We start from the raw sequence: 12,565 nt of genomic DNA, 5'->3' as shown, positions 1-12,565 counted from the left end.
GGTTCGCCATGACGCTGTTCACGACCGACTACCTGGAGTACTACCTGACGCTGGTGTCCTGGGTGGTCCACAACGGCATCTGGTCGGTGCTGGTCGCCAGCGGCATGTTCGCCGTCCCGTTCCTGGCGATCGTCATCCAGGAATGGCTGAAGGCCCGCGCGGAAGGCGCGGACGAGGGCAACAAGGGCGTGCTGTCCTCGGCTCGCATCGAGAACCGCGTCTTCGTCGCCATCGTGGTGATCATGTTCGCGGGCATCCCCTTCATCGACGTCGATCTCAACACCATCAAGTACGACCGTTCGCGTTCGACCCAATGCCAAGTGAATGTCCCGGAGCCGACCGATACGGGCTGGTCGCAATCGTTCAGCACGATCAACAACCAGTCGGCCAAGGTGCCGGTGTGGTGGTTCGCCATGCACGAGATCTCGCGCGCGATCACCGGCGCCTCTGTCGCGGCCATTCCCTGCGGCACCGACCTGCGGCAGATCCGCATGGACATCGACGCGACCCGCATCGACGACCCGGTGCTGGCCCAGGAGGTCAGCGACTTCACCCGCGACTGCTATGGCCCCGCCCGCGCCAAGCTGTTCATGACCCGGCCCAGCCTGAGCGAGGAGCAGATGCACGACGTCACCTGGATCGGCTCCAGCTACTTCGTCGGCACTGCCGGCTTCTACGACAGCTACCGCTCCAGGACACCGCGCGATGCCTGGCCGTTCGACGCCACGCGCGACGCCGGCCTGGCCCAAGTGCCCGGCGGAGGCGGCTACCCGACCTGCCGGCAGTGGTGGTCCGACGGCGGCCACGGCCTGCGGGCACGATTGCTGGCCCAGGTCGATCCCAACCTGCTGGCGCGACTGGCCGGCTGGGCGGGCTTCCTGAGCCAGGCCGAGGTCAACGACTCGGTGATCCGCGCCGTCGCCAGCCCTCGCCAGCAGAAGCTCAACCAGGGGGCGGTCTACACCGACTACGGTGGCCAGATCGACATGACGCTGCCCAACATCGTCACCCGCGCTGCTAGCGACGTGGGGCTGACCGTCGGATCACTGGGCTATTTCCCGGCGATGGACGTGGTGCGGCAGGCGCTGCCGATGGTGCTGTCCCTGCTCAAGATGGCGCTGGTCATCTGCATCCCGCTGGTGCTGCTGATCGGCACCTATGACCTCAAGACCGTGGTCACGGTGAGCGTGGTGCAGTTCGCGCTGTTCTTCACCGAATTCTGGTTTCAGCTCGCCCGCTGGATCGACTCGACGATCCTCGATGCGCTCTACGGCTGGGGGTGGGGCTGGAACCGGCCGCACACGAACTTCGATCCGCTGGTGGGCCTCAACAACACCTTCGGAGACATGCTGCTAAACTTCGTGATGGCCACGATGTTCCTGGTGCTCCCGGCATTCTGGATTGGCGCATTGACTTGGGCTGGGATTCGGGCCGGAACTGTCGCAAATGCTTTCTCGGCAGGCACCAAGGACGCGGGCAACGCAGGCGGCAAGGGGCCAGGCGTCATGTCGAGGAAGCTGAAATGACTCAGCGATGAACGGCTTCAATCGTCTTCGCTGTACATCTCGTGAGAGGTGTCGTTGTAAAGGTTTGGATCGTAGCCAGGCGTTTGACGTAGTTCATCCAGACTCGCAGGAAATTGCAGGTCAAAATCGTCGTCGCCCCCGAGCCTATCCGAATGTTTGTGTGTGAGGCATAAACTGATGGCCAAGGAGCCACTTTATGCCACGCAAACGCAAGGAAGAAGTGACGATAGAACCGGGCAAGGGCTTGAACCTGGACCCGGAGCTGATCAAGCAACTGGTGCCCGGGACGCTGGACCGGGCGACGATCAACGAGCAGCTTGCGGCGCTCAAGAAGGCAATCTTCGAACGCGCGCTGGCCGGCGAACTGACCCACCACCTCGGCTACGAGAAGGGCGATGCCAAGCCGGCAGGCCGCACGAACCACCGCAACGGCACCAGCCGCAAGCGCATCACGACCGACGACGACCTGCTCGACGTCGAGATTCCGCGCGACCGCGAAGGCACCTTCGATCCGGTGCTGATCGCCAAGGGCGAGCGACGCTTCACCGGCTTTGACGACAAGATCATCGCGATGTACGCACGCGGCATGAGCGTGCGGGAGATTCAGGGTTTCCTGCTGGAGATGTACGGCATCGAGGTGTCGCCGGACTTCATCAGTACGGTGACCGATTCCGTAATCGACGAAGTGCGCGAATGGCAGCAGCGGCCGCTCGAGCCGATGTACCCGGTCGTGTTCTTCGACGCCTTGCGAGTCAAGATCCGCGACGAAGGCGTCGTGCGCAACAAAGCGATCTACCTGGCGCTGGGCGTGCGCCGCGACGGCACACGCGACGTGTTGGGCCTTTGGATCGAGCAGACCGAGGGGGCCAAGTTCTGGCTGAGGGTAGTGAACGACCTTAAGCTGCGCGGCGTGCAGGATATCCTGATCGCCGTGGTCGACGGCCTGAAGGGCTTCCCGGAAGCGATCAACACGGTGTTCCCGGAAACGACGGTCCAGACCTGCATCGTGCATCTGATCCGGAACTCACTGGACTTCGCCAGCTGGAAAGACAGGAAATCGGTCGCAGCGGCGCTCAAGGAGGTCTATCGGGCACCGTCGGCCGAAGCGGCCGCCGTGGCGCTGGACGCGTTCGATACGAGCCCGTGGGGTGCGAAATACCCTCCGATCGCCGCGCTCTGGCGCCGAGCCTGGGATCAGGTGATTCCGTTCTACGCCTTCGCGCCTGACATCCGGAAAATTGTATATACGACCAACGCGATCGAGTCGCTGCACATGCAGCTTCGGAAGATCATCAAGGCGCGCGGCCACTTCCCGTCGGACGAGGCCGCGCTCAAACTGATCTGGCTGGCGCTGCGCAACGTCGTGGCCAAGTGGACCGGCTCCCGGCACGATTGGAAGAGCGCGATGACGCAGTTCGCACTGCTTTACCCGGAACGATTCAACATTGGAGTCTGAATCTCAACCCGCCTCACACACGGAATTCCGGATACCGCCTCGCCCCCCGACGTCTGCTCCGCCATCCTTGCTGCCACAGCGAGAGCGACCAGCATCAGCGCCACCCAGAATGCGACGTACAGCAACACCCCGAGGATCGCCAGCTTGACCACCCAGATCAGCACCCTTGCACCGCCTGCCGGCAGTCCCTGCGCCATCAGCCATCGATGCACTCGACGCTCCGCGCGCAGGTAACCACCCCATACGCTGCCCAGCCAGCGGCCGAGTCGCGCTGCAGTGGTCATGCCTGCGGTCTGCTTCATGGTGGCTACCTCATGGTCGTTCCACGGCCGCTGGGCAAGGCGGTGCCGGTCTCCTTCATCCCTGCCGCGCCGCGAATGCTTCGGCGGTCATGATCAGGCCGGGAAAGTCCTCTCGCATGGCGAGAATGTCCGCATCGCCCGTGATCAACGCATCCGCCTTGCCGACATGCGCGAGCACCAGGAACACCTGGTCCTTCTCGTCGCGGCAGACCGGCAGGTCTGGCCATGGTGCCGGAAGTTCCACCACATCGGCGTAGGGCAGGAAGTCCGCCAGCAACTCCTGCTGTTCCAAGGTAGACAGCTTGAACTTGGGATAGGCCAGGACGCGCAGGAGTTCACTGGCCGTCTCCCGGCAGACCAGCGGCTGCAACTGCTGTTGCTGCCAGGCTTGGCGTATCCAGGCCAGGCGTCCGGCATTGAAGATCAGCGCCGACAGCACGATGTTGGTGTCGAGCACGACCCTGTGCATCAGCGCCGTGCCCAGGCCACGGCATCCTCGACGTCCTGTTCGGTGATCCCGAGTTGCTCCAGCTTCTCGCGCACGGCCTGGGCCTTCTGGACCCGCACCGGCGTCAGGACGATCCGGCCGCCCTCGACGGTCACGTCGAAGTACTCCGCCGCATCCACGCCGGACACGGCCGCCTTGGGCAGCGTGATCTGATTTTTAGAGGTGAGCTTGGCAAGCATGGGAGACCTCCGTCAGTTACAAAGGAAATCTTACTTCCTTACTCCATTCTCGACAAGCATGTCTTTGGGCGTAGGGGTTTCAGGGCCTGCTGCGCTTCCAGCGCCGGTTGAAGCGGCCTGGTCCGGTGAAAACACAGTGCCTGTTCCGTCCGATCCTGGAGCGCACGAGATCCGCATTGATTGCGGCACAGGAAGCCGACTGCCCCTATACCAAAGGGCTTGTCGAAGGCCGAAGGGCTGGGGAAGGGGCAAGGGAATGGCCTCGCCCTACCCGAAAAGGCCAAAAGGCTCCTCCGGCCAGCCCATCACCAGGATGTCGCCATGCTTTCGCTGTTCCAGCGCAAACGGGTGCCGCTGACCACAGCCGCCGCGCCACCTCCCGTCGAGCCCGCCAAAGGGCTGACGCCACCGCAGTCGGCCACATCGCTGCTGGCGGAGCCGCGCCGGCAGCGGCTGCTGGAACACATCTGGCAGCGCACCTCGCTGTCGCGTCGGCAGTTCCGCTCGCTGTACCTGGCGCCGCTGGAACGCTACGCCGAGCTGGTCCAGCAGTTCCCGGCCTCGGAGGCGCATCACCATGCCTGGCCGGGCGGCATGCTGGACCACGGCCTGGAGATCGTGGCCTACGCGCTCAAGCTGAGGCAGTCCCACTTGCTCCCGGCCGGCGCCTCGCCCGAGGCCCAGGCCGCGCAAGCCGAGGCCTGGACCGCCGGGACCGCCTACGCCGCGTTGCTGCACGACATTGGCAAGATCGCGGTCGATCTGCACGTCGAGCAGGCCGATGGCCTGGTCTGGCACCCCTGGCACGGGCCGCTGCGCCAGCCGTACCGCTTTCGTTACCGGACGGATCGCGAGTACCGGCTGCATGGCGCCGCCACGGGGCTGCTCTACACCCGTGTGCTCGATGCCGGCATCCTCGACTGGCTGAGCGACTACCAAGACCTGTGGTCGGCGCTGCTGTACGTGCTGGCGGGCCAATACGAGCATGCCGGCACGCTGGGCGAACTGGTCATCAAGGCCGACCAGGCATCGGTGGCCCTGGCGCTCGGCGGTGATCCGGCCAGGGCCATGGCGGCGCCGAAGCATGCGCTGCAGCGCAAGCTGCTCGATGGCCTGCGCTACCTGCTGCGCGAGGAATTCAAGCTGAACCAGCCCGGCGGCCCGTCGGATGGATGGCTGACCCAGGACGCACTCTGGCTCGTCAGCAAGACGGTCAGCGACAAGCTGCGCGCGCACCTCCTGTCGCAGGGCATCGAAGGCATTCCATCGAACAACACTGCCGTCTTCACGGTGCTCCAGGACCATGGCATCGTGCAGCCCGCCCCGGATGGGAAGGCGATCTGGCGGGCGACCGTCACGAGCGGCACAGGCTGGTCGCACAGCTTTACCTTCCTGCGCCTGTCGCCGGCCTTGATCTGGGAGTCGGGAGAGCGTCCCACATCGTTCGCTGGCACGGTCACGACGGAAGAGCCCCTCCCTGGCGAAGATGACGCGTCGACCCCCTCCGGTATCCCGGCCACCTCACCGTCCCCTGGGGTAGCGGATTGCCCGGCAGGGATCGCGGACCCGGTCTCCGATCTGCTGTCGATGCTCGATGCGTCCGACGCAGCCACCACCAGTGCATCGTCCGCCAGCGCGGAACCGCCATCACCATCCACCGCCGCACCTGCGACAGTGACCCATTTGGCGCCGACCAGTCCTGCCACCATGCCGGCTCCCGCGAAGGCCACGCCGTTCGGGGAAGCCTTCATCGCCTGGCTCAGGCAAGGCATCGAGTCGCGCAAGCTCATCATCAACGACGCGAAGGCACTGGTGCATACCGTCGATGGCACGGCGTACCTGGTCAGCCCCGGTGTTTTCCAGCGCTACGCGCAGGAACATCCGGAGATCCAGGTGCTGGCCCGGCAGGACAATCTGCACGACTGGCAATGGGTGCAGAAGCGCTTCGAGAAGCTGGGACTGCACCGCAATCAGGACAGCGGCCTGAACATCTGGACCTGCGAAGTCACCGGGCCGCGCAAGTCGCGGCGGTTGCACGGCTATCTGTTGATGGCGCCTTCGGCATTGTTCGCGGAAGTCCCGCCGGACAACCCCTACCTGTCCCTGGTGCGTGGCTAAGAGTCTCCTCGCTACACACGGGCAACGCACCTGCCGACCCTATGTCTTGCATCGTCGATCCCCCTCATGCTCGATGGGCGACCCAACCCTTGAAGGTGAACGCGCAATAGAAAAGGTCGATGTCCGTGAATCCAGCCTCGCGGAGCAGATCGACATCCTGCGCGGGCGAAAGCACGGGCAGCCGTTCCTTGATCGCCGCGATGCTGCCTTCGGCTTGACGCACTGGTACGCCGGAAGCAGCCGCAAACGCCGCATTGCGCGAGAGCCATCTGTCCCTGACGGGATCGTCGCCGGGAAAACTGTGATGCGTGACGACAAGGGACGCACCGGGCTTGAGTCGCAGGTGTATTTGCTGCAGCGTCTTCAGCCGCTCGGCTGGCGGCAGGAAATGCAGTGTCAGCAGGCAGGTCGCGCCATCGAAGGGCCCCTTGGGGGCGCTGTCGATATAGATGCGCGCGTCGGCCGGCGCGCGTTCGGCCAGCAGCACGCCCGCCATCCGGTGCAGGTCGCGCAGGCCCGGCACGATCCTCGCGGTTCTTTCCGCATAACCCGATACCGCCGTCGGGTCGGAGAACGACGTCATCGAGCGCGGCCTTCCGCTTGCGCTGGCTCGATCGTCTCGGGCCAAAGCAGTGATCGGTGAATCTGGGCGCCGGTCATGGCACCGTTGCCCACGGCCAGCGACACCGAATGCGGTGCCCGCGCGACATCGCCGCAGGCAAAGATCCCAGGCACCGAGGTCTTGCTCTCGGCATCCGTGCGGATCTGGATGCCCATGGGCGTTTCTTCCAGTGCACAGCCGATTGTCCTGGCCAAAGGGTCGGAGGGAACGGTTCGCGTTGCAACAAACAGGCCCGCAAAGCTCAGTCGCCTTCCGTCCACCAATGTCACGTCGGCATGCCCCTCGATTTTGTCGATGCGCGCCTCTTCGATGACCACGCCTCGGCGTTCCAAAGTGGACCTGATTTCCTCATTGAGTTCCAATGCACCGTTGACGAACAAGGTGACATCCCCCCAATCCGTGAGCAGTTCAGCCTGATGGATGGACATCGGGCTGGCACCGACGATGCCGATGCGGCCTTGTCCAAGTTCATAGCCATGGCAGTACGGGCAGTGAAAAACCGTCTTCCCCCAGCGTTGCGCGAGCCCGTCGATGGCTGGAAGCTGGTCGGTCACCCCCGTCGCCAACAGAATGCGTCGCCCCAGGTGCGACTCGCCATCAGCCGTCGTGACGGTGAATTCATCCGCCTGCCCGGCGACAGCTTCCACCCGACCTTCAAGCCAGGTCAGCGTTGGATAGGCTTGAAGCTGGCGGCGTGCGTTTGCAGCGATTTCACCTGGCGGCACACCATCCTGGCCGAGAAATCCGTGTGAATGGCTGGCGAAGCGGTTGCGCCGCTGGCCCGCATCGATCACCAGCACTGACCTGCGTGCGCGCACCAGTTGCAGGGTCGCGGCCATTCCTGAGTAGCTTCCGCCGACGACGATCACATCGTGATTCATGATTGATTCCTTGAATGTCGTAAAGCCGCATGCCGGCGTGCGAAGTCAGAGGCCAGATCGGCAAGGGTGATTTCCGAGAACCGCTTCAGCAGCAGCGCCTCGGCTTCGGCAAACGTGCCTTCGAGTGCCGCATTGACCGTCTGCTCGACCAGACACTCCGGTGTCTCGTTGCGGTTGCCGATGGCAAACGTCGCCGGCTCGCCCAGGGCTTCGTGCAACTGACGCAGGGTGACGCTGCCAAGGTCGGCGTGGATACGCCATCCTCCTGAGTGACCTCGTTCGGAGGTGACGATCCCCGCTTGCCGCAGGTATCCCATCGTGCGCCGAACGACGACCGGGTTGGTTCCCAGGCATAGCGCCAAGGTTTCTGAGGTAACGGGTCCATCCTGCTCGGCCATGTGCAGCAGCGCATGCAGGACAGACGAGAGGCGGCTGTCTCTTTTCATGAAACAAATGATGTTACGAAAAAGGTCGCGTGTCAAATGCGAGGTGGCAATGAACGCCTGGCAAGTCACAACCTTGACGTACAAGAACGTTGTTGACGCCTCACCGCCATGACGGCATGGCTATTCGGCGTCGTTCTCTTCCTCGGACAGTTGCGCCTCGGTCGCGGCCATCAGTGCCGCGGCCGAGCACCCCAGCCCCTTCGCGATCCGCAGGATCAACACCAGCGTGGGCATGTGCTCGCCGCGCTCGATCTTGCCCATGTGCGACCGGGCGATGCCCGCCTGTTCCGCGAGCACCTCCTGGGCCAGCCCCTGCGCGGTCCGTGCCTCGCGCACGGCAACGCCGAAAGCGCGCGCTGGCTCGCTTTCATAGGTTCTTGTCCCTGCGGGTCTGCCGCGTTGCACCGATCGCTTCTGCATCAACAGAAGCGTCACGCGCCAAGCGAATTTAAACCACGTTAAACTTATCTCATCAACCGGTTGCGCCCGGTTTTTTCCAGTGTCGGCGTTGTACAGGTGACACGATGATCGCTTCCGAGCCCTTGAACATTGCCCTGTCGGACTGCCTGGCCTATCCCCGGTTGTCGGTGCCGATGGCGGAACATCGCCGGCGCCATCCGGACCACCCCATTCGCCTTCATAAAGAACGCCTGGAGGACCTGCATCGAGGACTGCTCGCGGGGGCTTTCGAGGCGGGCCTCTGCCAGTCGCCCGCAGCCCCTGAAGGCATCGATGTCCGCCCCGTCTGGCGCGATGCGCTGGCACTGGCCGTGTCTGCCCATCACCCCTTGCTGGCCTTCGCGTCAGTGTCCCTGGAGCAGGCCGCCGACCACCCTTGGATCGCCCTGGATGCCCGCGACTGTGTGGGCTACTGCGGGCAGATCGACACGCTGCTGACGGCGGCCGGCGTCTTCCCCTCGGACGTCACGACGGCCACATCGTTCGGGTTGATGATGACCCTGGTGGCCGCCGGCTACGGCGTCTGCCTGGCACCCGCCGCCCGCATCGAGGGCCATCGTTCCCTTGGCGTTGTCCAGCGTCCCTTGCAAGAGGGCGCGCTGACGCTCACCACCTACTTCCTGAGCCGTCGAAATACGGACAGCACCCACCTGGAGCGGTTCTTCCAATCGCTCCAGGCAAGCGCCTGACCGAACTTCGGCGCGACCCTGGCTTGATCAGTCTCCGGGCGTCGCTTCGGCGACATCGGCAGCGACGGCTTCGCGCACCAGCCGCTGCACGCTTTGCCGGACCTGCTCAGGAAACTCGGTCGTCACGACTGGCTCGCTCGCCTGCATGCACTGTGCGGCCACCAGCCGCGCGGCAAGGTGCAGGTTCGTTGGGTTGACGGCTTCGATGGCCGGCCGTGTCCCGAGGGCCTCATATGAGCGCAGGAGAGCGTGGTAGATGTCCCAGGTGTCGATGCCCCGTGGCAGTTGCTTCAGGACGGACTGGACCAGCCTGCGCTTGAGCGGATCGAGTTGCCAGTCTGGCACTCGCTGCCCGCGATGCCCCATGTGGATCGACAGCAGGTTGCCGGCCTGGATCTCGTAGGTGATCCAGCGGCGCGACTTGCCCGCGAGCCTGGCGTAGTCCGCCACCGAGAGGTTGTGCGGCGCCTCGAAGATCTCCAGCACCGGCTCGTTGCGGATTTCGGCGATGGTGATCAATCGTTTCGGCGAACGTGATCAGTCTGGAAGGTGGTGTTGCGCGGTCAATGGATTATAGCGACGGTGATCACGATCAGGCGTCAGCGGACTCGGATTTCGTTTTCTTTCTCATCGAATCGCCCTTGACCGGAAGCTTGTGGGCCTGATGCACGAGCCGATCGAGAATCGCATCGGCGAGCGTGGGGTCCTGCAGCCACGCGTGCCAGTGTTCGAGCGGCAACTGGCTGGTGATCACAGTCGAGCGCGTACCGACACGATCATCAAGTACCTCAAGCAGATCATTGCGCGCCGCCTGGTCGAGATCCTGCAAGCCCCAATCGTCGAGGATCAGCACATCAATCTTCGCGAGTTGCGCAAGCCGACGTGTGAAGCTGCCGTCGCCGTGCGCGATTTTCAGCTCTTCGAACAGCCGCGCGACGCGCACATAGAACACGGAGAAGCCCTGCCGGCACGCCTGCTGGCCGAACGCGCAAGCGAGCCACGTCTTGCCCGCGCCGGTGGGGCCGGTCAGGATCAGGTTCTGAGCATTGCGCACCCAGTCGCAGCCGGCGAGCGTGGCGACGATGCGCTGGTCCAGCCCACGGGTTTGCCGGTATTCAATGTCTTCGACGCAGGCCTGTGGGTTCTTGAGCTTCGCGGCGCGCAGCAAACGTTCGAGTCGTCGCGTATCACGCCAGGCCAGCTCGCGATCTACGAGCATGCCCACGCGTTCCTCGAATGACAGGCTGGTGCTTGCCGTGAGCGTTGACTGCTCCTCGAACGCGCGAGCCATGCCGTCCAGTTTGAGCGCCTTTAGCTGGGTAAGGGTGTGCTGCATCAACATCGTGACCTCCTTCGGGTCAGTGGTAGTAGTCGGGGCCGCGCACGTTCTCGTGCTCGGGCGAGCGCCATTCGGCGGGCGTGGTCGGGAGCGAGGGCTGCAGGTCAAGTCCCGCTTCCAGGATTGACAGCACGGAGCGACGCGTGGGCGAGCCGATCTTCAATGCACGCTGGCATGCGGCCTCGAGGCGGTGTTTGCCGTACTTGCGCGCGAGCGAGAGAAGACCGAGACAGGCGCGATAGCCCATCTCGGGGTGAGGTTTGTTGGTCAGCAGATGCCGCACGACAGCCTCGGCGCCGGGGCCGACGGATGCGCCCCAGTTGAGCAGGCGCCCAGGCGTCCATTCCATGTGCGCGCGATGCGCAGCCGGCATGTGTTCGGCGATGGTCGTGTGTTTGCCTTTGAGGCGCGAGCGAGCGTGCGCAGCGACACGCTTGCCGCCATGCAGGATCTCTACGCCGTGGCGTGTGATACGCGCCCAGACCTCCTGCCGTGCGAGGCTATGCGGGACGCTGTAATAGTGGCCGCCGACATCGACGTGGTAATCGATGTTCACACGGCACTTCTGGAAGGTGGCGATCTCGTAGCGACGCACGGGCAACGGGCGCAGGACGGGTTGGTCCAGCCGTTCGAACCATTCACGCCGGTTGCCTTCGAGCCGCTTGAACGGGCGCTGGTTTAGGTCGGCGATCAGTTCTGCAATCGCCTTGTTGAGTTCAGCCAGACTGTAGAAGCGATAGTGGCGCAGTCGGGGCAGCACCCAGCGCTCGACGATCTGCACGCCGACTTCGACCTTGGCCTTGTCCTGCGGTTTGCGCGGACGCGCCGGCAGCATCGCGGTGCCGTAGTGGTTCACGAAGTCCTGCGTGGTCGTGCCGAGTCCGGGTTCGTAACGGTCGGGTCGCGCGATCAGCGCCTTCGGGTTGTCGGGCACGAGCAGCTCGGGCACGCCGCCAATGAACTCTAGCGCATCGCACAGGCTGCCGATCCAGTCCGCCATCGTCTCGGTGCGCGTCGCGCACGCGAACGTGTTGTTGGATGCGCCGAGCACGGCAACGAACACGTGCGCCTCGAACTCGACGCCGCCATCGCTCGCCAGGACCGGCACGGTGGGACCCGCGAAGTCCGCGAACAGCTTCTCGCCGGCGCGGTGCTGCTGACGCATCGAGCGCTTGATCGACTTCGCCCAGTCCTTGTACTTCTGGCAGAACTGCGTGTAGCGGTACGTCCGCTGGCCGGGGTTCGCTTCAGCGTATTCTTCCCACAGCAGTTGCAGCGTCACGCCCTTGCGGCGCAGCTCGCGATGCAATGCCGTGTAGTCGGGCTCGATGCGTCGCGTCGTCGTCGCCGCGGCATTGGTTGCCGCAGGCCTCAGGCGCGCGTCCAGTTCGTCGTCGGACATTGCTTCGGCTGCCGCCCAATCGAGTCCCGCCTGGCTGGCTTGGGCCGCGAACTTCGAGACGGCACCGACGCTGATGCCGATAGCCCGGCTGATCTGCCGATGCGTCAGGCCACACGCCCACTTTAGTCGCAGGACTTCCTTCAATTTGCGCATGCTCATCCGAGGTGTCGGCATCGGCACTTCTCCCGCAAAAAAGGGAGCAGGCTAACGCCGTCGGTGAATACATGCGCAACGCCACCGCCAGACTCAAACCCGGATTACGTTCCGGTTACGTGATCACCCGTTTCGGTCCCGTGATCGCTCATTCCGGCATCGTGATCACGCGTTTCGGAAACCTGTGATCAGCGATCACGATCAACCGAAACGGGTGATCACGATCATTCGGAATCCATGATCACGATCCGCCGAAATGCGTGATCACGTTCGCCGGAATACGCAAACACATTCCATTCAATTGCTTGATCGTGTGTCAGACAGGACCGTTAGCGGCCAGCCCCCAGCCCGCCACAATATAGTGTCCCGCCATGTCGTAACCGCGTTCGAGCCTCGCCGACACGAGCTCTGATCAATTCGAGCAACTCATGCCTCTTCGGCAAACCTACACTCATATGCAGGCAACGCACGCCTGTGCGAGTGGC

Annotated in this window: 13 protein-coding genes and 2 pseudogenes; 4 read left to right on the top strand and 11 right to left on the bottom strand. The window is 64.0% G+C overall.

Going from position 1 to position 12,565, the window contains the following annotated elements; all coding sequences use genetic code 11:
• The first annotated feature begins 8 nt into the window (after window positions 1-8).
• The gene (locus tag BCR55_RS11655) at window positions 9-1,526 is read left to right on the top strand and encodes a conjugal transfer protein TraG N-terminal domain-containing protein (RefSeq protein ID WP_006489021.1); all 1,518 of its coding nucleotides are present in this window, start codon (window positions 9-11) and stop codon (window positions 1,524-1,526) included.
• Between the two features lie 17 nt (window positions 1,527-1,543).
• Here the strand turns inward: BCR55_RS11655 and BCR55_RS33875 are convergent.
• Window positions 1,544-1,627 (bottom strand): annotated as a pseudogene (locus BCR55_RS33875) (DUF3742 domain-containing protein); the annotation flags it as partial.
• 95 nt (window positions 1,628-1,722) lie between these two features.
• On the opposite strand from BCR55_RS33875, the gene BCR55_RS11650 reads away from it, so the two are divergent.
• On the top strand, window positions 1,723-2,982 hold the full coding sequence (locus BCR55_RS11650) for an IS256 family transposase (protein WP_065494571.1): 1,260 nt from the start codon (window positions 1,723-1,725) through the stop codon (window positions 2,980-2,982).
• On the opposite strand, the gene BCR55_RS30615 is transcribed toward BCR55_RS11650, so the two are convergent.
• From BCR55_RS30615 to BCR55_RS11635, 3 genes are read right to left on the bottom strand one after another with little or no spacing between them, the layout of a single operon-like run.
• Window positions 2,952-3,284, bottom strand: a complete 333-nt coding sequence (locus tag BCR55_RS30615) for a DUF3742 family protein (RefSeq protein ID WP_254661822.1) — start codon at window positions 3,282-3,284, stop codon at window positions 2,952-2,954. The two genes, BCR55_RS11650 and BCR55_RS30615, sit on opposite strands and share 31 nt — an antisense overlap.
• A gap of 55 nt (window positions 3,285-3,339) precedes the next feature.
• Window positions 3,340-3,753, bottom strand: a complete 414-nt coding sequence (locus BCR55_RS11640; protein ID WP_006489018.1) for a putative toxin-antitoxin system toxin component, PIN family — start codon at window positions 3,751-3,753, stop codon at window positions 3,340-3,342.
• Complete coding sequence (locus BCR55_RS11635) at window positions 3,753-3,971, bottom strand: AbrB/MazE/SpoVT family DNA-binding domain-containing protein (protein WP_006489017.1); 219 nt, start codon at window positions 3,969-3,971, stop codon at window positions 3,753-3,755. The genes BCR55_RS11640 and BCR55_RS11635 overlap by 1 nt, the downstream gene beginning before the upstream one ends.
• Before the next feature lie 321 nt (window positions 3,972-4,292).
• Between BCR55_RS11635 and mobH the strand changes: the two genes are divergently transcribed.
• Entirely contained in the window at window positions 4,293-6,089 is a 1,797-nt protein-coding gene (mobH, locus tag BCR55_RS11630) for a MobH family relaxase (protein WP_006489004.1), read from the top strand.
• A 64-nt stretch (window positions 6,090-6,153) separates the two neighbouring features.
• Here mobH and BCR55_RS11625 read toward each other — a convergent pair whose 3' ends face one another.
• The 4 genes from BCR55_RS11625 to BCR55_RS11610 all read right to left on the bottom strand — a co-directional run bounded on the left by BCR55_RS11625 (window position 6,154) and on the right by BCR55_RS11610 (window position 8,458).
• Entirely contained in the window at window positions 6,154-6,672 is a 519-nt protein-coding gene (locus BCR55_RS11625) for a class I SAM-dependent methyltransferase (protein ID WP_006489022.1), read from the bottom strand.
• Entirely contained in the window at window positions 6,669-7,592 is a 924-nt protein-coding gene (locus BCR55_RS11620) for an NAD(P)/FAD-dependent oxidoreductase (protein ID WP_006489015.1), read from the bottom strand. The genes BCR55_RS11625 and BCR55_RS11620 overlap by 4 nt, the downstream gene beginning before the upstream one ends.
• Window positions 7,589-8,038 (bottom strand): Rrf2 family transcriptional regulator, encoded by a 450-nt coding sequence (locus BCR55_RS11615; protein ID WP_009618094.1) that lies wholly within the window; start codon window positions 8,036-8,038, stop codon window positions 7,589-7,591. Before BCR55_RS11615 ends, BCR55_RS11620 begins: the two co-directional genes overlap by 4 nt.
• A 120-nt stretch (window positions 8,039-8,158) precedes the next feature.
• Window positions 8,159-8,458: a helix-turn-helix domain-containing protein gene (locus BCR55_RS11610; protein WP_009618091.1), complete on the bottom strand. Its 300-nt coding sequence runs from the start codon at window positions 8,456-8,458 to the stop codon at window positions 8,159-8,161.
• 104 nt (window positions 8,459-8,562) lie between these two features.
• Between BCR55_RS11610 and BCR55_RS11605 the strand changes: the two genes are divergently transcribed.
• On the top strand, window positions 8,563-9,186 hold the full coding sequence (locus tag BCR55_RS11605; RefSeq protein ID WP_006489045.1) for a LysR family substrate-binding domain-containing protein: 624 nt from the start codon (window positions 8,563-8,565) through the stop codon (window positions 9,184-9,186).
• A gap of 27 nt (window positions 9,187-9,213) precedes the next feature.
• On the opposite strand, the pseudogene BCR55_RS11600 reads toward BCR55_RS11605, so the two are convergent.
• The 3 genes and pseudogenes from BCR55_RS11600 to istA form a co-directional block, all read right to left on the bottom strand.
• Window positions 9,214-9,696: pseudogene (locus BCR55_RS11600) on the bottom strand (integrase); the annotation flags it as partial.
• Window positions 9,697-9,778: 82 nt separating this feature from the next.
• Window positions 9,779-10,528: an IS21-like element IS408 family helper ATPase IstB gene (istB, locus tag BCR55_RS11595; protein WP_006397350.1), complete on the bottom strand. Its 750-nt coding sequence runs from the start codon at window positions 10,526-10,528 to the stop codon at window positions 9,779-9,781.
• A gap of 16 nt (window positions 10,529-10,544) precedes the next feature.
• Window positions 10,545-12,101, bottom strand: coding sequence for an IS21-like element IS408 family transposase (istA, locus tag BCR55_RS11590; protein WP_065494569.1), 1,557 nt, complete (start codon window positions 12,099-12,101; stop codon window positions 10,545-10,547).
• Window positions 12,102-12,565: the final 464 nt, after the last annotated feature.

It is taken from the genome of Burkholderia sp. CCA53, from assembly GCF_001685525.1.
Lineage (GTDB): Bacteria > Pseudomonadota > Gammaproteobacteria > Burkholderiales > Burkholderiaceae > Burkholderia > Burkholderia multivorans.
This window is presented reverse-complemented; position numbering and strand designations above follow the sequence as displayed.